Here is an 18,173-nt window from a genome sequence, read left to right on the forward strand (position 1 = left end):
ATAATATGTTGAGATTCTATGGTGCTAATTAAATCTATCGTTGCAAAAGTTTTTCAAAAATTTCTTTTTCAGAATCTTTAAGCTCTTTGCTAATTTTAGCAAAATCTTTACTTTGTCCAAAAGTGGTATACATGACACTTTCCCAGCAATAATCTGCCATTTCCTGTACATTAGTACCACTATCTGAATATTCTTTTAAATCTTCCTCTGTAAAATAATACGAAATGAAATTCTCTTTACTATCCAACAATAATTTTAGGCTCTTCTCATTTGCAAAATAAGAAACGAAAGCCTTATTATGCGGATGTTCCTGCATGGATAAAACGGCATTTATATAAACCTTTATAGATTTTTCGGTTACGCCGAATTTCTCTAAAAATACAGATGTAAATTTTGCATGAACAGATTGGTGTTCATCATCAACTGTTTTATAATAATCAATCAGAGTATCAAAATATTTTTCGTCTTGTAATCCTAAAGCAAAAACGGCAAAAGTCGATGGCATGGCACAATTTTCGTCTTCAAGATTGTTGTACCATTCGTATTTCTTTTTAGCCAGATTAATATATTCTAAAATGTCATTGTGAAGATTTGGATATTTAACAGCTCCAGCAAAAAGATAATTCTGTCCGCATTTTGGAAGTCCTTTTATTGGGAGTAGTTCTTTATTTTTTGATGAAAAACTAATTTCAAAACTTTTAGGAAAATCAGATTTTAGAAGGCTGTTAACGAAGTTTAATGCTTTTTTATAACTTTCTTCTGTTTCAGTAATCAGTTTTATATTGATTGTCGCAAAAACATCATTTGCTTTTCCTGTAAAATCTTTGTCTTTATATTCAATCAGTTCTTTTGGAAGTTTCCCTGTTCCGTTTTTCTTAAGCTGTTCTACTTCATCAGAACCTAATTCCGTTACGACATCAAAATACTCATTTGCAGTAACTGTAGCATAACTTGGGCCGTATTTAATATGAGAAACAGCGATATAACATATAAACCTTAAAAGTTCTTTTTGTTCTTCTGTCAATATTGGTTTCGGAAGCTCTTCTTTTGTTTTGGGTATAAAAATCTTGTATTTGCCTTTTTTTACTCTTTCAAAACTATTAAAAACTAATTCCTCAGCTTGCAATCCTAATGAATAACGGTAACTATCAAATCCTGTAAGTTTTCGAAGTTTTTCTACAAATGAAATATAAAACTCTTTTGAAAAAGGTCTAGTCTGGAAAAAATACTCAATTATGGGTGATAGCAGAAATTTTTCGCCCGAATCTAATACGTACGGATTTGGATATGCTTTATCAATTTTAACTGTATTATTATCAATCGCTTCAATGAATTTTTCTAAAAGCGATTCGTTGCCTTCTATTTTTACTAAATAATTTAATTCTCTCATTCTTATTTTATTCGTTTTTCGGTAAGCTATATCTCAAAAGGATAATTATTTGATAATAGACCGCTTAATTCTTTTAATTTTTCTTTGTAATCATTTTTTATTTCTTCACTTATTTCGTCTTCTTTTTCATAGACTTCGCCAAGCTGTTTATTGAGACATGAATACTGTAACCATTTTTCAAAATTCAACCCTAAATCAGTAAAGTTTTTAAAACACATTTCTTCATATTCATGATCGTAGAAATAAACTTTATTTTCATCATCAAATAGCCAAAAATCACCCTGCCCATTTGTAGCAAAAAACCAAAATTTGTTTATTTCTTCTTTTGCTTTTTCTGACCAATAATCTAGATCTGAAAATTCCCTTGTAACATTGTATGATTCTACACTATCAAACAAAATACATTCAGATGAAATCTCAATGGTCTTTATTTGAGTTACAATCTCTTCATACAATGCATCAAACTTAAAAGAAACCAATTTTGGAAAGTTTCTAACAGCTTGTTTACTTAATAAAAGTTGCTTTTTTATGTCTTGAATTGGTCGAATTTTAAGCATTACTATCTGTTTTTTAATTACTCATCGTCACCATGGGCTTCTTCATCATCATAAGAAAGATAAGACCAATCTATATCCATATTATCCAAAATAGCATCAAATCGTTCCTGATGGCTTGATCCAATAAAAGCTCCCGTACAATTGTTTTCCTGATCGAATGACAAACTGATCACTTCATAAAAATCATCTGTATATATTTTTTGATTTTCTCTGCTGATTTCGGAAACAAGAGCATAATTCTCTTCAATAAACTTTACAATTTTCGAGTCAATTTCTCCTAAATAATTTCCATTAAATTGAAGTCCGCCCAAAGTTCCATTAAAAACAGCCATCAGCAAAAAAAAGTTCTCCGTAGTCTCGGTTTCCATTTCCCAATCCGATTTTTCTATCGTATCATAATTGCCATAAATCGGCGGATTTTCCTGTGATAGATCTTCTTTTTTAATTCCCCAAAAAGCTACGTTTTGATTTTCTTCATAAAAAACCAAAAAATCATCATCAGAAAATCCGATTTCATTTTCAGGTTTCAAAAGTCTGTTAAAGCAGTAATTTAGGTTTTCCTCTTTCCCTAATTCCAGATAATATTCTTTTAATTTTAAAGGAAGTTTTATCTCTAATGTTTTCTCAAGATCGAGAATTTGATTTTCTGAAAATCCGTAGTTTTCAGTTTCAGACAAGTTGTAAAGGCGTTTAATCTTTTGATTATAATTCATTTTAGGCTTCTATTTTTTACGAAGTGAAAAATAAACAATTAATTACAAGCTTGCAATCACTTTATAATGATAATCTCACTTTTTTGCAAAAGCAATTTCTTAAGATTAGGATGTATTTTCTAGTCATGTTTTTTTGACTAATTGACTGGCGATGATATTCGGCTCAACTTTGCAGCAAATTCATAAATCCGAGAGTACCTTTTAAAAATTACTATGAAAATACTGTCGATACTATTAATCCTGATTTGCAGTGTGAGTTGCCAATCACAAACGAATTCAAAAATGAGTGAAAACAAAACAAATCCGTTATTATGTGATCCTGTAAGTGGAATGTGTGAAATGCCTATTGGCGAAAAATCGAATGAAAAAACAGCTATTCCAACAGAAAATAAACCTATCAAAATAATTTACTATACTGATCCAATTTGTTCTTCTTGCTGGGGAATTGAACCTCAGCTTAGAAAACTAAAACTAGAATATGGAGATTATTTTGAAATTGATTACAGAATGGGCGGCTTATTACCCGATTGGAGTTATAACAGCGGCGGAATAAACAAACCTTCTGACGTTGCACATCATTGGGATGAAGCGAGTTTGTATTACGAAATGCCAATTGACGGAAATGTTTGGATTGAAGATCCGTTAGATTCTTCTTATCCTTCTTGCATTGCTATGAAAGCCGCTCAAATGCAAAGCAAAGAAAAAGCGGTTTACTTTATGCGTATTCTTCGCGAAAAGCTTTATCTCGATAAAAAGAATATTGCAAAATGGGAAAACATAGCAGAAGCTGCAAAAATCGCAGGTTTGGATGTTCCAAAACTGAAAGCAGATTATGATGATGCCGAAGAACTTTTTCAAGAAGATTTAAATTTAGGAAAAACTCTTGGCGTACGAGGTTTCCCAACTTTATTTTTAGCCAATGAAGATAATAATCAATTAACTGTTTACGGTTCTAAACCTTACGCTTCTTATGAAAATGCTTTATTAGCATTATTTCCAGAAGCAAAAAAGAAGAATTTTAAAAATGAAAACCCGTTAGATTTGTTTGAGATTTTTCCAACATTGGCTCCAAAAGAATATGCTGTCATTTTAGATAAATCGACTTCTGAAGCTACTTCTATTTTAGAGAAATTATATCAGCAAGGTTTATTAGATAAAAAGACAATAAAAAATGGTTCACTTTATAGTAGAAAATAATTAAAAGAATATTTAAATCATGTTCCATCGGAACATTTGGTTGGTAGAAAAAAATATATGCATTGTTAATTTCGTCCCATCGGGACGTTTGACATTATAATATTGGTTCTTTAAAAATGTATTGATTATCAAATTCTACTTCAAAAGCTTTCAGCTGTTTCTGGTATTCTTCTAAAAATGTTTCTTTTTTATGATGCTGTTCTTGATTTTGAATATATCGAATGACATTCGGCACATGGCTTCTCGAATATGAAAAAGCACCATACCCTTCTTGCCATGAAAAATTAGGAGACAATTTTTGTTCTTTAATCCATTTGCTGGTTTCTGTTTTTATATTTTGGACCAGCGCAGAAATGGATTGTGTAGGACGCATCCCTATAAAAACATGCATATGATCTGGCATACTATTAATACATAACATTTTATGATTATTGGCTTGAATTATACCCGTAATATATTGATGTAATTTGTCTTTCCAATCCTTAGAAATTAATGCTTTTCTGTATTTCACCGCAAATACAAATTGTATATGCAATTGTGTGTATGTATTTGCCATTACCAACCAAACGTTCCTACGGAACGAAAAAAATGAATCATTTAAAGTTCTACCGATGAGATGTTCCTAACGGAACATTTTTTTTAGTAATGCAAATTTTAAAAATGCTTGTGTTTATTATATCTCCTAAAAGTCTTTAGAGTATTATTTTAAGACAAAATAATGTTCCGCTGGAACATTGTTTCTATTCTTGCAATTATAAAATTGTGACTACTTAACGTATCTAAGAAATTACTTTAAACAAAAAAATGTTCCGTTAGGAACATCTCATCGGTAGAAAAAAAATGCGAACATTTTTTTTCGTCCCGTAGGGACGTTTGATTGGTTTGTTATATTTCCTTCAAAATCAAATCTGCAACAACATCAATTGCTTGATTGATTATACTTTCTGGATCTCCTTTAAATTCATAACGTTTCGCTATTTCTTTATCTGAAAAAACGATATGTATGAAAATTGTTCCAACTGGCTTTGATTCACTTTCGCTTCCTCCGGGAGTTGTTAATCCTGTTAGACCTACGCAAATGTCAGAGTTTATATACCGATAAAAATTCTGCGCCATTAATTTGGTAACTTCGGCAGATTCTGCACTGTATTTTTCGATAGTTCCCCACGGAATTTGAAGTAAATCTTCTTTCATCGATGAATGATAACAAATCATTCCGCCAATCAAAATTCTTCCGGAGTTGAATACCGTCGAAAATTCATAACACATTTTTCCAGCAGAAGCACTTTCTGCAAATGATATTGTCAAGTTTTTTTCTATTAAGGCTTCGCAACATTGAGTAACTTTATCAGATGCCATAATGTTTTAGGATTTAATTGCACATTTCTTTCTTAACCAAATGTAGATTCTTTTCAACAGATTAAACTTACATAATTCCTTACAACAATTACATTATAAGTAACTGTTAATTATGCAACTATAATGTTTTTTCTTGTAAGGATATGCTCGTGATTACATGGTAAATTTGTAAAATGCGATATACAGGAAATTATAAATCCCAAGAAAAATAACAATCTAAAAAACAGTATTATGGAAAAGCAACACAACCATGATTATGGTCAGTTTGACCCTGATTATATAGATCAAAACACTCTTGCTGATGGTACTTATACAAATGAAGATCAGTTTAAACAAGTGTTGAAAAAACATGACAATCGGGAATTTGGCGAAAGTGATCCTGATTATTACGAACAAAATACTCTTATTGATAATGACAATTATGCGCGAGATGAAGACCCGTATCAATATCAGGAAGAGTTCATCGAAGATCCAAAACATCCGCAAGTTGATTTTGAATCGAACTCCAATATTCGATCAGAAAATATTCCGAATCAAGAGCGAATTATTAATGAAGATGATGCCATTACCAATGATGGCACCAAAGATGATTTGAACGAAGAACACCATCCTGATTTAGATTATGAAGAAGATGTAGAAAAAGATTCAGATCACGACCAAGATGAAGAATTAGACGATTTTGATGCAGAACATTATCCAGAAAACCATCCTCGAGAATAACGAAATTTTCGTAAATTGTAAAAGCATTAGTTTATGACTATAGGAACGCAAATTGTCTGGCTTTTTGTATTAGCAATTCCGATTGCTTGCGTAAGTTGGACTGTCACGCATGAAGAGATTTTTAGAGAACCTCATGAATGGTGTGTCAGACATTCTAAAAATGACAGGTACATATTGTCAAGAAAGTTCTTTTATCTTCTTACGTGCGAGTATTGCTTTAGTCACTATGTCACAATCGCTTTTTTGATTATCTGCGATTATAAACTTTTGTTAAATGATTGGAGAGGCTATATTTTGGCAGGGTTTTCTCTAGTTTTTATGGCAAATGTTTATATGAGTCTTTTTGCTTTGCTTCGTCAGACTATAAAAAAAGAAAAAGTCGAAATCGAGAAAATTGAAAGCGAATCGGATAATGAAAACACAATTAAATAAGTATAACTAAATAAATTAACATTATGGAGAACTTAAATTTCATAGACCCATTATTACACGGAATCACACCTGAAAAAAAGCCGCTGAATCTTTCTGTAAAACAAATGGTATGTGCTGGGGTTGGTGTTCTTTTAGCATCGGCTGTTTTGAAAAAAACGGGACATAAAAAAGCAAGTGCTGTTGTAGGAAGTCTTGCTTTACCAATTTTAGCATCGGCTTGTTATAAAAAATACAATCAAGTTAGCAAAGAAAAAATAGACGCTCAGGCTAGCAGCGGTATCGAATACAATCATTAATAGTTTTTGTTATATCTCATGAAAAAGAGCACTTTCTTATAAAAAGTGCTCTTTTTTATTTCAATTAAAATCTGTGTTTAAGAAATATTTCCTTCGACCCAATTTAAAGCTTTATTAAAGTCTATTTTTTTATAGCCACGAAATTCCCCTGGAACAATGTAACTAAATCCGTTTGTGAAAGAAATTATTTCATCTGTATCCGTTACAATTGCAGCTCTATTCCACTTTCCTAAATGTTTAAGCCCTAAAAGTCCATCTTGAAGCCAAGCTCCCGCGGTAAAATTCTGAATATCGGTATCTAAAACCAATAAAAAATTAATCTCGTTTGTTTGTTTTACCAAATGTTCAACGGCTGGAACTACTGCTGTCAAAAAATCGTCTTTTGTTACTTCTGCCAATGCTCTAAAAGCTACAATATTATCGGTAGTATCAATTTGATGTATCATGATTTTTATACTTTTTTGAGTTACTTAAATGAGTTTTGTCAGAGCACTTTATAAAATACTCAATTGTATCTCAAATATACTTATAATCAGCGAAATAGAATTTACATTTAACTATTCGTTTATTATATTTTTTTAAGAGACAAAGTTTCAAAGTGCAAAGTGACAAAGGTTTATGTCGAATACTTAAATAGGTATTGCGATAAAAAAAACTCAAAACATTATCATTCCATAACACTATCATAAACTGATTTCCGCTTTAAATCAATAAAATTGCGGTCAATTAAAAGTTCTAAAACTTCTAATAAGCCCCAAATTTATTAAAGTTAAAAACCTATGCATTCAAGATTTCCAATATTATATCTATTATCGTTTTTTGCCTTTTTCAATTATACCGCATTGGCGCAAAAAGCTAAAAACCTCAACGGAACACAAGTTGCGTTTTTATCTGACGTCCATTTACAAGATTTATTTGGTACATTTTCAGATTCAGATTATAAAGGCGTTTTAAATCCGAAAACAGGAAAATATGCTTTGGTGCGCACCATGTCATCACAGCTTCATTCTACTCGAATTTTCAATGAAAATTATTTTGCATTTATAGCTGCTTTAGAAGATATCGCAAAGCGAAAAATCAAATATGTAGCACTTCCAGGAGATTACACAGATGACGGCCAACCAATTCACGTTCGCAGATTAGCCAAAATATTAAATCAATACAGTAAAAAATACGGAATAGAATTCTTCATTACTACAGGAAACCATGATCCAGTTGGGCCTTTTGCTCAAGAATCTGGAAAAGAAGATTTCTTAGGAAAAGAAGGTAAAAGTCAACCCATTTATAGCAAAGAAGGTCTTTATAAGCCAAATTTAAACATTGAACAGCCCGTAGTTGTTACCGCCGATATTGCTAAAATGGGTTATTTAGGTATTACCCATCAGCTTCAGGATTTTGGCTTTCATCCCAACAAAAAATACAAATTTTGGGCTACTCCATTTTCTTCTTATACAAATGAAAACTATACATTCGAAAAAGCTTTAGAAAGCGCTAAACTGGAAAATCGCGTATATGAAGTAGCGCCAGGATACGAAGTTCCAGATGTTAGTTATGTTGTAGAACCAATCGACGGACTTTGGCTAATGGCAATTGACGGAAATGTTTACATTCCAAAGAAAAATGCTTCTACTGAAAAAGATTCTAAAAATTACAGCGAAGCAAGTACAGGTTATAACAATGTGCTTTCGAACAAAAAACATCTTATAAAATGGGTTGAAACTATTTCGGCTCAAGCCAAAAAACAAGGAAAAACTTTAATCGCTTTCAGTCATTTTCCTATGATTGATTTTAATGATGACGCTTCCGCGGAAATAAAAGAACTTCTCGGCCCAAACAAATGGCAGTTAAACCGTGTTCCAGTTGAAGAAGTGGCACAGATTTTTGCAGATGCAGGATTGAAGATCCATTTTGGAGGTCACATGCATATCAACGATACGGGTGTAAGAACTTCTGCAAAAGGAAATACTTTGGTTAACATTCAAACACCATCTTTAGCAGCTTATATTCCAGCTTATAAATTATTGACTTTCAAAAAAGATAATGTTGTCGATATTCAAACCATTACTATCGATGATGTTCCGAGATATAACGAGCTTTTTGATTTGTATAAAATGGAATATCAATTTTTGAAAAGTCAGAAAACGCAAGACATTTGGAATATTGATATTTTAAAGACAAAAAACTATCACGATTTTACCGATTTCCATTTGAAAGAATTAGTTCGTCTTCGTTTCTTAAAAGATGATTGGCCTTCTGCTTTCAAAGATTTTATATTGAATGTTTCTGCGAAAGATTTATTGGTTTTAGCCAATATACAATCGGATAAAGATTTTGATTATATTCTAAAAAATAAAGAACAGTTTCAAAAAGAATGGAATGAAGCTGAAGCAAAATCTGATAGAATTTTAGCTCAAAACAATCTGAAAAAAGATAATTTTAATTGGACAGGCTACGATCTTTTAGTAGATTTCTATCGTTTCAGAAGCGCCGACGAATTAGCTTTAACTGATGTTGGAACTCAAAGAGCAATAGAATATAAAGTTTTATCTAATTTATTTTTAGAAGGTTCTAAAGCTGATATTTCGAAAGATAATCCGATGCAAAAACAAATGAAATTATTTCTTATAATTTTCAATAAGTTCATGCACGAAGTTCCAGCAGATCATTTTACTGTTGATTTGAAAAATGGCGAGATTAAGAGTTTGAAGTGATTTATTGTAAGGATGTTTTTTTTAACGCAAAACATATTTTTTAACGCAAAGAACGCAAAGATTTTACGCAAAGTTCGCGAAGTTTTTTCTAAGCTGAATTTATAAAATAAAAAGTTCGCAAAGCTAATTCCATAATGCTTTGTGAACTTTGACTACTAAAGTTTTTCTCAAAATACTCTGCGAACTTTGCGTAAAACCTTAGCGTTCTCTGCGTTACAAAAAACCGTCTTAAATGAACTTTGCGTAACCTTTGCGCTCTTTGCGTTTTAAAAAAAAAACCGTCCAAATAGACGGCCCTTTTCATCACATTAAAACCTAAAATTTAATGTATCTAAAACCATTATGGCAAATGGGTTAGGATTATTTTTTAATAAAACGTCTTACCGTTTTGATTCCATTTTTCTCAACTGAAATCAAGTAAACGCCCGTTTTTAAAGTAGAAACGTCTACACTATTATTATTTACGGTCTGAGAGGAAACAGTTGCTCCTCCTTCAGTATTAATAATATTTACATTTCCGCCAGAAACTTCGGTGCTGAAAAAGATTTCACTTTCTGTTGGATTTGGATAAATTTCTAAACTGGCGATAGATTGTTCAGTAGTTGGCGCAGCTGATCTTGCCGTTGAACCCGATTTTGTAATTTTAAACCAGTTTATATTAAAACCTGTGTTTTGAACATATATCCCGAAATTATACGTTCCAGCATTTACGTTTACAGTTTGAGTAATCGTCTGCCAGTTTTGCCATCCTCCTGTATTTGGAACATTTATAGCACCAAGCTGAATAGTTCCTGCATTTAAATCAGATGATAATCTTCCGCCCGTAACTGCACTTGCAACTCGATATTCAATTTGATAAGAACCAGAAGTTGGGAAATTAATATTATAATAGGCCATCCAATCGCCTGTATCACAATATCCGACATTTAATCCACCGCCTGTATCAGTTGTTGCTTCAGTTTGAACACCGCTCATGGTATTGTAATTTTCTGCTTGAATTAAAGTTCCTGTTGCTGGCGGATTGCTTCCTGTAATAACTTGATTAATGGCAGTTAACAAAGATTTTGAACCTGTTGCATCTTGAGACAATTCCCAAATCATTACTCCAGCCGCATTTTGAATCGCAAAAGTCGTTTTTTGTTTGATAGTTGGAATTCCGTTATAATAAATTGTGTTTCCAACTTGATCTAAATTTTCAGCACCTGGATATTGAGCTACAATATTGGCATAAGAAATTCCTTGATTAGCAGAAGCTCCAAAACCGTATCCGTAAAACGGAAGTCCAATTACGGCCTTACTTGCAGGCAATCCTCTTCCTGTCCAATAATTAAACTGATTTACCGCCATGCTATAAGGAGAATGCTGACCCGGATTGTTTGGCGCCCAAGGGCCTGTTGCATCATAAGCCATAATATTGATCCAGTCGTAAGCTGCAAAAGTAGATGAAGGTACATTTGCACCACCATATCCTTCTGAAAGCGCTGCTGAAATCAATTTGCCATTGGCATGCAATTTATTCGCTAAAGCAATCACAAATCCTCCGTAATCACCATTAATTGCTGGTCCTTCTAAATCTACATCGACTCCATCAAAATTGTGAGCAACAACATAATCGTATATTTTCTGAATGAAAGCAGTTCTATTTGCTGGAGTTATCAGATTAAAATAATTGTCACGAATCGCTCCTCCTTCTGAAACTGATCCTCCTCCAAGAGAAACAAAAACTTTTACATTCTGTGCATGTGCCGCATTTATGATTGTATTGCTTCCTGAATTAAAACTCAAATATCCATTTGCATCAGGATTTTCGAAAGCAATATTAATGTGCGTTAATTTATTATACTGAATAGTGCTTGAAAAAGCATTTAAATCAATCCAATTTGGAATATATGCGATTACCTTTTTTTGGGCTACAGAAAAATTAAAAACACCCAATGCTAAAATAAGAATCCATTTTGCCGACATTCTTTTGTAATTGTCTTTCATAGTGATTTGTTTTAATTTGTAAATTATGGGGATGAGAGAAATTTAGATTTTAGAATGCAGATTTTAGATTGAACTTTGACTTTGTCAAATTTTACTTTTGAAATCAATCTAAAATCTGCATTCTAAAATCTAAAATTATTTTTTAATGAAACGTTTAACCGTTTTTGCACCGTCTTTATGAAAAACAACAAAATAAACTCCTGTTCTAAGACGTGAAACATCGATACTGTTATTATTGATTTTTTGTTCAGAAACCACCGTTCCTGTCTGATCTATAATACTTACTTTTTCTCCGCTTACAGAAGTTGTTACAAAAAGAGTGCTTTCTGCTGGACTTGGATAAACATTCAATTCTGTAGAAACATCTTCTTTTTCTACTGTTTCAACTGCAGCCATTCTCGCTGTTCCCGCAACTTTTGTAATTTTAATCCAGTTGATATTCATTCCAGTATTCTGAATGTAGATTCCGAAATTGTACGTTCCTGCATTTACATTTACAGTCTGCGAAACGGTTTGCCAATTCTGCCAACCGCCAGTATTTGGAATGTCAACATTTCCTAAAACAATTGTTCCTCCATTTAAATCAGAAGATAATCTTCCTCCTGAAACAGCACTTGCTACGCGATATTCAATTAAATAAGAACCTGTTGTTGGAAAATTAATATTGTTGTACGCCAACCAATCTCCAGTTTCAGTATAACCAACATTTGATCCTCCGCCAGTATCTGTAGTTGCTTCAACTTGAATACCGCTCATTGCTGAGTAATCTTCTGCCTGAATTAAAACTGAAGTTTGAGAACTCGTTGCTGGAACTAATTTCCATTGTCCGCAAGTTTGATTATTGTTATCCCATTGCTGCACAATTGCTCCCGATGCTGTACTTGCTCCCGCAACTTCAACAATTCTTCCGCTGTGACGAGCCACAATTTTATAATAGCCATCGCCAGTTGAAACCAAAATAAACTGCTGATTTGTAGTTGCATTGTATGGATATTGTTCTACTCTTGCGCCATTAGCTTTATTGAAATTATTGATATCCATTGACATTCCGCTATGATTTGCAATGATTTTATACATTCCGTCTCCTAAATGTGTAAACGTAAATTTCTGATTGTTACCAGAGTTCAAAGCGCCTTGATTAATTCCTGCTCCGTTTGACATACTTGAATTCCAAACGTCCATATACAACCCACTATTTCTGTTTTGAAGGAAAAAAGTCTGATTTCCTAAAGTTGTAGTTCCATTTGCAATAACTCTTATCGAACTTACTTTATCGTTCCAAGTGGTATTCAAACAAGAATTATCAGAATTAATTACAGTTGAAGTTCCACCAAAATTATCATCCTGATATAAAATCGCCTGATAACCTTGAGTGATTTTAAGCGAAGAAATATCATCATTTAAAACTCCTAAAGAATTTAAACGAGCTAGGTTATAATCTCCAATGGTTAATCCGCCTGAGAATCCAGTGTAGTTGCAGTCTTTGTAAACTGTGATTACATCTGTTGAAGCTGGAACTGAAGGCGTTAATCCTGCATAACCTCCAAATGTTGCTATAACTTTTGTTGGTGATGGAGAATGAAGTGATGGCGACTGATCTGCAACATCATCATAAGCAAATCCGTAAGCTAAATTATCAATATTGATGCCTGGTAAATGCCAGAACTTAGAATAATGATTCGTTGGATTTACCTGATAAAATTTAGACGCATCATACCAGTTTTGCTGACCCGGATTTGCCGTTGTTGTATTTACAACATGACGATTAATCGCAGCCGTTAATTGTGATTGAATTACAAGATCTAAATCTCCGTCAACCAATCTTCTATCCAAAACACCTTTTCCTTCAAGAGCTTCTTGGGTTGTTGGTCTATTTTGTACGCGTCCAGTTCTTCCAACAAAAGCTCCAGATTGTCCAACCATTTCAAGTTGTTCTCCAATAACTCTACCTTTGAAAACTCCTGCATCACCTGCGTAGAAAATCAAATCTTCATTTTTGTATTTGTTCCAAATTGCATCAATGTATGATTTTAAATAATTTGCATATTGTCCAGATCCTTCAGCGTAAGCAGCCGTTTTAGAAGGCGCTGTAATTTCGCCCGTTGCATCGTTTACACAACCTTGAAATTCTACTGGAACATTGGCTTTAAAAGCCGCAACAATATCTGCGTGTTTTTTCAAATCACCCACTTTCTTTTGGTAGCCGTTTGCTCCAAACAATTCCAATCCCATTGGATATTTGTATGAATCAACTCTTGTTGGATTTCCGAAGAAACCATATTGATTGTTAGTCAATTCAATCATTTCATACAAAATTCCCTGATTCGGGTCTGTTGCGTTCTGCGGATTTGGCGATGCATATCCCGAAGGAGCTCCGCTGGCACCAAAAAAGTAAAAATACAGTTGAGAGCCTTTAGAAATAAAAACTCGGCATCCTGCAATTAATGGCAATGTGAAGGTTTTGTTTGGAATATCACTCAACTTAGTAAAGCAAGCAGCATATTTAGAATTTTGTCCCGGTCCTGTGTTTCCACCGTAAGTTGGTCCAGTAACCGTATTGTAAGAAGCGCTCATTGGTAAAACCTGACTAGTTTGGGCATTTACCCAAACGTGATTTCCAGTTGTATAATCGATACCAACAATGGCTACATATAATTCGCTGTCTGCAAACGGCGAATTATTACTAATCGTAAATGGTACAGGCCCTTGAGCATGCATCAAGCTTGAAAACACTAAAAAAAGTGTCGTCAAAAAAGAAAATCTTTGAAGTCTAATTTTATTCATATCTAAATAATTTTGGGGTTATGTAAATAGATTTTAACCAAAGCCATTTTCAAATAAATGGCTAAATAAATCCGCCAGGTGCAACTGGTATGCCCTCCTTGAATTGCACCCAACGGATTTAAAAAATTATTTCTTAATCAGCTTTTTTGTCCAGCTTTTTTGATCTGACTTGAAGTTCAGAATGTAGATCCCTCTGCGAAGTTTACTTACGTCAATTACACTTTCGTTTCCTTGAGGTCTATTTTGCAAAATCAAATTTCCAGTATTGTCATAAATCGTAATGACTTTATTATCTAAGTTTTCAGGAGATGAAACTTGAACATAATTAGTTGTCGGGTTCGGATATACTGCAAAAACAGTTTCTTCTGCTGGAAGTTCTTCCTCAACACTCAAAGCCATTCTAGCTGTAGAAGCTGAACCATAAGCTTCAATCTCATATAATGAATATCCGTAAGGAGCTAAAGCTTTCGTTGTACATAAAATACGCAGATATCTTCCTGTTCCGCTTACGGCTAAATCATCTGTTCCGCCATCGCTTGCCGTTTGTGTATTGATTGTTTCATTTTCTGTAAAAACATTATCAGTGGAAAGCTGTACTTTGTACTGAGTTGCATAAGCTGCTTCCCATTTTAATACTACACGATTAAGAGTATAATTGCTTCCTAAATCAACATAAATCCATTCGGTGGCATTTGCAAAAGAACTCGCCCATCTTGTACCTGCATCTCCATCTGTTGCTTTATTTGCTGTAAACGTCGCGTTTTCTTCTGTAGAAGCCGTCGCTGTTTTAGCTAAAGCTAAATTTACATTCGGATTTGGAGTGATATTTCGAACTGTTACATCGCTGAAAACTCCAGTTGTTAAAGTTCCATTAGCATGAGAAGTAACTGCCATTCCCACATAAATTGTACTAGCCATTGAAATTGTTCTTGGTGTTCCAATTTGTGTCCATGTTGTTCCGTTATCCGAAGAATAAGAAGTAAATACATTTCCAGATCTTACTAAACGAATCCATTTTGGAGCTGCTCCTGTCGCCACTTCTGCAGTTGTTACTCCCGAAGTTGTTTCACGAGTCAAAAACTCAATTCCTGCCGCAGCGCTTGCATCGGTCATGGCGTGTTTTGAAGTCGGTGTTAACGTTTCACGGAACATTACTCCTGCTTTTGCGTAAGTGTTGGTATTAGTTAACGAATTTACTTTAGCAATAATTTCGGCATCTCCAGTAATTGGCTGATTCACAAATTGAAACTGATCGCTTGTTTCCCAAATGTCATTTCCTGCACCTTTAATCGTAAAAGTACCGTTAGAATGTGTTGCTTCTCCCGCAGGTGAAACCGCTCCTAAATCGGTGCTAATCCAAGGCGAAGGCAATCCTGCTGGAGTTTCTGTAGATACTAAATTTAAAGCTCTCAGATTATCAAAATAATAGGTATTTCCAGAATTTGTTCCTGGTTCAAACAAGAAAACAAAACGGTTTACATCATTATCTGGAGTCGAAGCGTCTGGCGTACTTACATACGTAAAAGTAATCGTATGCCAAGCGTTGCTTTGTTTTACAACTCCCTGATAAATACTGTGTCTTCCAACAGGATAATTGGACGGAACCGAAGCACTGCTTTCTGCCTGCCAAGAAATAATTGATCCAACTGGCGCTGAAGTGTAAACGTCCATCGCGAACTTTTTAGTTCCAGCTTTAAAATCTCCAATATTGGTCAATGTCGTATTGAATGAGAAGTTATCATACAATTCAGTCGATTTACGAGCGTATTTTCCAACATTCGAAGAAGTATTGATTCCGCTTGCATTCGGATTTGCTGTGTTTGCTGTGTAAGTTCCAATAGCATCTCTAAACGTTATATTGTGAATCGTTTGATAATCTTCATATACGACACCTTGCGTAAATGTGTCTGGAAGTTTAGTAGAACCAATTCTAATATTATCAAAATAATACGTGTCGCTTGTGTACGACCCCGAATTAAACAATAAGACCATTTGATTTACTGCCAAATTTGAAGTTCCCGCATCTGGACTTGAATTGTAATAGAAAGTCAATGTTTCCCATTGATTTTGTTTGGTTGTAATTGCGACATAATTACTATTTCTTCCTGTCGGATAATTGGCTGGAAGCGATGTTGCACTATTTTCAAAATTCATGCTTACAACCGTACCAATTGGCGCCGTTGTATATACATCGATCATGATTTTATTGGTCTGATTTTTAAATAAACCAGCATCTTCAATTGAGGTTTGTGTATTAAAGAAAAGCACATCATATTGCTCAGATGCATTTCGAACGTACTTCGCCACATTCGCAGAAGCATTAACAGAATTTGTTCCAGGATTTGCCACAACAGAATAAGTTCCCGTTGTAGTTCCTTTTATGATTTTATTTACGCCGTCATAATTTTGCAGAACATCTGTTGCAATAATTGGTTTTTCTGGCGCTGCTTTTGTCAGTAAATTATCAAAATAATAAGTTGCTCCAGAATTAGAATTCGATTCAAAAAGAATCACCACATTATTGATTGATAAAGCACTCGTATTGGGATCGATTATTTTTTCAAACTCAAATTCAATCGTTTCCCATTTGTTCTGAACTGTTGTTGTCGCTTTAAAACCGCTATGTCTTCCTGACGGATAATTGGTTGCAGTCGTAACATTACTGTTTTCTAATTGCATCGAAATTTTTGTCCCAACAGGAGCCGAAGTATAAATATCAAACGAAAGTCTTTTTCTTCCGTAAACATAATCGTTCGCATTGGTAATTGTTACATTTCTGATGTTTAAAACATCGTACAATTCACTTGAATTTCGAACATATTTTCCAACCAAAGCAGAAGTGTTAATTCCTGTAGCCGAAGGATTCGCAACAGCTTCTGTCAAAACTCCCGTTTTTACAGGATACAATACATTTCGATTACTCTGGAAATCTTCATGTATTTTTTCTACTGGCAATGCTGGTTCGGTTGTAACGGCTAGTTTGTAAGTATTGACATTACAGCCAGAAACTGTTGCAGCTACAGAAACATCTCCTCCAGAAGTTCCCCAATTTACGGTAATCGAATTTGTTCCCTGCCCTGATGCAATTGTTGCTCCCGCTGGAACAGTCCAGTTGTAGGTCGCCCCCGCAATTGCATTTACAGAATAGGTTTTACTAGTTTCATTTTGGTAAACTTTATTATCACCTGTTACCGCATATTTAAAACTCCCATCGTAAACACGAACATAATCGACTTGTAATTTTACTGGAAAATCAGTAGAAACTGGCGCTACTCCTGCTCCATTTACACTGGTGTAAGGCGTTCCTGCACTACCAACAGCAAGGTTTAAAATGATATAGAACTGACTATCGTTAAAAGGCCATCCGCCATTAACTGTCGTATTTGGTGTTGCGGTGTGAAATAAAACATCATCAACAAACCATTTGATAAAGTTTGGTCCCCATTCTACCGCATAAACATGAAAATCTGAAGATAAATCAGTTGGAGAACTGTAACTTCTACCCGTAAAATGATATCCGTTTCCATCATAATGAATCGTTCCGTCAACAGATTGCGGATTTCTGTGTTTGGCTTCCATAATATCAATTTCACCTGTATACGGCCAGTTTCCATTTACGGGAAGCATCCAAAAAGCTGGCCATGCTCCCTGCCCGTTAGATAACTTCATTCGAGCTTCAATTCTTCCGTATTTTAAAGAATACTTTCCTTCTGTAGTCAGTTTTGAAGAAGCATACGGCTGATCTGGAAATGAAGCATTCGGCTCATACTTTGCCTGAATGTTCAAATAACTGTTTGCTCCTTCTTTTACGATTGTGGCCTGATTTGGATCATAACGCTGTGCTTCGGCATTTCCAAATCCACAGAGCGACGGACATCCGTTTCCTGAGATGCTTTGCCATTTGGTTAAATCTACAGTTGTGCCATTAAATTCATCAGACCAAACGAGCGTATTACATTGGGCATGAGTTTTAAGAAATGGCAGCATTAAGAATAAAACTGCCACACAAAATTGTTTAAATAAATAAG

14 protein-coding genes are annotated in these 18,173 nt (G+C 34.1%); 5 read left to right on the plus strand and 9 right to left on the minus strand.

Annotated elements, in window-relative coordinates; genetic code table 11:
• Positions 1–34: 34 nt before the first annotated feature.
• From V6624_RS19465 to V6624_RS19475, 3 genes are read right to left on the minus strand one after another with little or no spacing between them, the layout of a single operon-like run.
• Positions 35–1,390 carry a DUF6138 family protein gene (locus V6624_RS19465; protein WP_338839881.1) on the minus strand — a complete coding sequence of 452 codons (1,356 nt, stop codon included), beginning with the start codon at positions 1,388–1,390 and terminating at the stop codon, positions 35–37.
• Positions 1,391–1,416: 26 nt separating this feature from the next.
• A complete protein-coding gene (locus tag V6624_RS19470; protein WP_338839882.1) occupies positions 1,417–1,947 on the minus strand; it encodes a hypothetical protein in 531 nt (176 codons plus the stop codon).
• Between the two features lie 17 nt (positions 1,948–1,964).
• Positions 1,965–2,660, minus strand: coding sequence for an SMI1/KNR4 family protein (locus V6624_RS19475; protein ID WP_338839883.1), 696 nt, complete (start codon positions 2,658–2,660; stop codon positions 1,965–1,967).
• Positions 2,661–2,942: 282 nt separating this feature from the next.
• Here V6624_RS19475 and V6624_RS19480 point away from each other — a divergent pair, with 282 nt between their 5' ends.
• Positions 2,943–3,857 (plus strand): DsbA family protein, encoded by a 915-nt coding sequence (locus V6624_RS19480; RefSeq protein ID WP_338839884.1) that lies wholly within the window; start codon positions 2,943–2,945, stop codon positions 3,855–3,857.
• Between the two features lie 94 nt (positions 3,858–3,951).
• On the opposite strand, the gene tnpA is transcribed toward V6624_RS19480, so the two are convergent.
• Both tnpA and V6624_RS19490 read right to left on the minus strand, forming a co-directional pair.
• Positions 3,952–4,413, minus strand: a complete 462-nt coding sequence (tnpA, locus tag V6624_RS19485) for an IS200/IS605 family transposase (RefSeq protein WP_338839885.1) — start codon at positions 4,411–4,413, stop codon at positions 3,952–3,954.
• A 329-nt stretch (positions 4,414–4,742) separates the two neighbouring features.
• A complete protein-coding gene (locus V6624_RS19490) occupies positions 4,743–5,216 on the minus strand; it encodes a CinA family protein (protein ID WP_338839886.1) in 474 nt (157 codons plus the stop codon).
• A 231-nt stretch (positions 5,217–5,447) separates the two neighbouring features.
• Between V6624_RS19490 and V6624_RS19495 the strand changes: the two genes are divergently transcribed.
• Genes V6624_RS19495 through V6624_RS19505 form a run of 3 tightly spaced genes read left to right on the plus strand, consistent with a single transcriptional unit; the run spans position 5,448 to position 6,664 of the window.
• Positions 5,448–5,936, plus strand: coding sequence for a hypothetical protein (locus tag V6624_RS19495; RefSeq protein WP_111289654.1), 489 nt, complete (start codon positions 5,448–5,450; stop codon positions 5,934–5,936).
• A gap of 33 nt (positions 5,937–5,969) precedes the next feature.
• Positions 5,970–6,368 (plus strand): hypothetical protein, encoded by a 399-nt coding sequence (locus V6624_RS19500; RefSeq protein WP_338839887.1) that lies wholly within the window; start codon positions 5,970–5,972, stop codon positions 6,366–6,368.
• Positions 6,369–6,391: 23 nt separating this feature from the next.
• A complete protein-coding gene (locus tag V6624_RS19505; RefSeq protein ID WP_111289650.1) occupies positions 6,392–6,664 on the plus strand; it encodes a PrgI family protein in 273 nt (90 codons plus the stop codon).
• Positions 6,665–6,741: 77 nt separating this feature from the next.
• On the opposite strand, the gene V6624_RS19510 is transcribed toward V6624_RS19505, so the two are convergent.
• Positions 6,742–7,110 (minus strand): STAS/SEC14 domain-containing protein, encoded by a 369-nt coding sequence (locus V6624_RS19510; RefSeq protein WP_111289648.1) that lies wholly within the window; start codon positions 7,108–7,110, stop codon positions 6,742–6,744.
• 333 nt (positions 7,111–7,443) lie between these two features.
• On the opposite strand from V6624_RS19510, the gene V6624_RS19515 reads away from it, so the two are divergent.
• Positions 7,444–9,375, plus strand: coding sequence for a metallophosphoesterase (locus V6624_RS19515; RefSeq protein WP_338839888.1), 1,932 nt, complete (start codon positions 7,444–7,446; stop codon positions 9,373–9,375).
• A 360-nt stretch (positions 9,376–9,735) separates the two neighbouring features.
• On the opposite strand, the gene V6624_RS19520 is transcribed toward V6624_RS19515, so the two are convergent.
• The 3 genes from V6624_RS19520 to V6624_RS19530 form a co-directional block, all read right to left on the minus strand.
• Entirely contained in the window at positions 9,736–11,361 is a 1,626-nt protein-coding gene (locus V6624_RS19520; RefSeq protein WP_338839889.1) for a glycosyl hydrolase family 18 protein, read from the minus strand.
• Between the two features lie 135 nt (positions 11,362–11,496).
• Positions 11,497–14,145, minus strand: coding sequence for a beta-1,3-glucanase family protein (locus tag V6624_RS19525; protein WP_338839890.1), 2,649 nt, complete (start codon positions 14,143–14,145; stop codon positions 11,497–11,499).
• Positions 14,146–14,271: 126 nt separating this feature from the next.
• A complete protein-coding gene (locus tag V6624_RS19530) occupies positions 14,272–18,150 on the minus strand; it encodes a family 16 glycosylhydrolase (RefSeq protein WP_338839891.1) in 3,879 nt (1,292 codons plus the stop codon).
• Positions 18,151–18,173 lie beyond the last annotated feature (23 nt).

The organism is Flavobacterium ginsenosidimutans, from assembly GCF_037478105.1.
Classification (GTDB): Bacteria; Bacteroidota; Bacteroidia; order Flavobacteriales; family Flavobacteriaceae; genus Flavobacterium; species Flavobacterium ginsenosidimutans.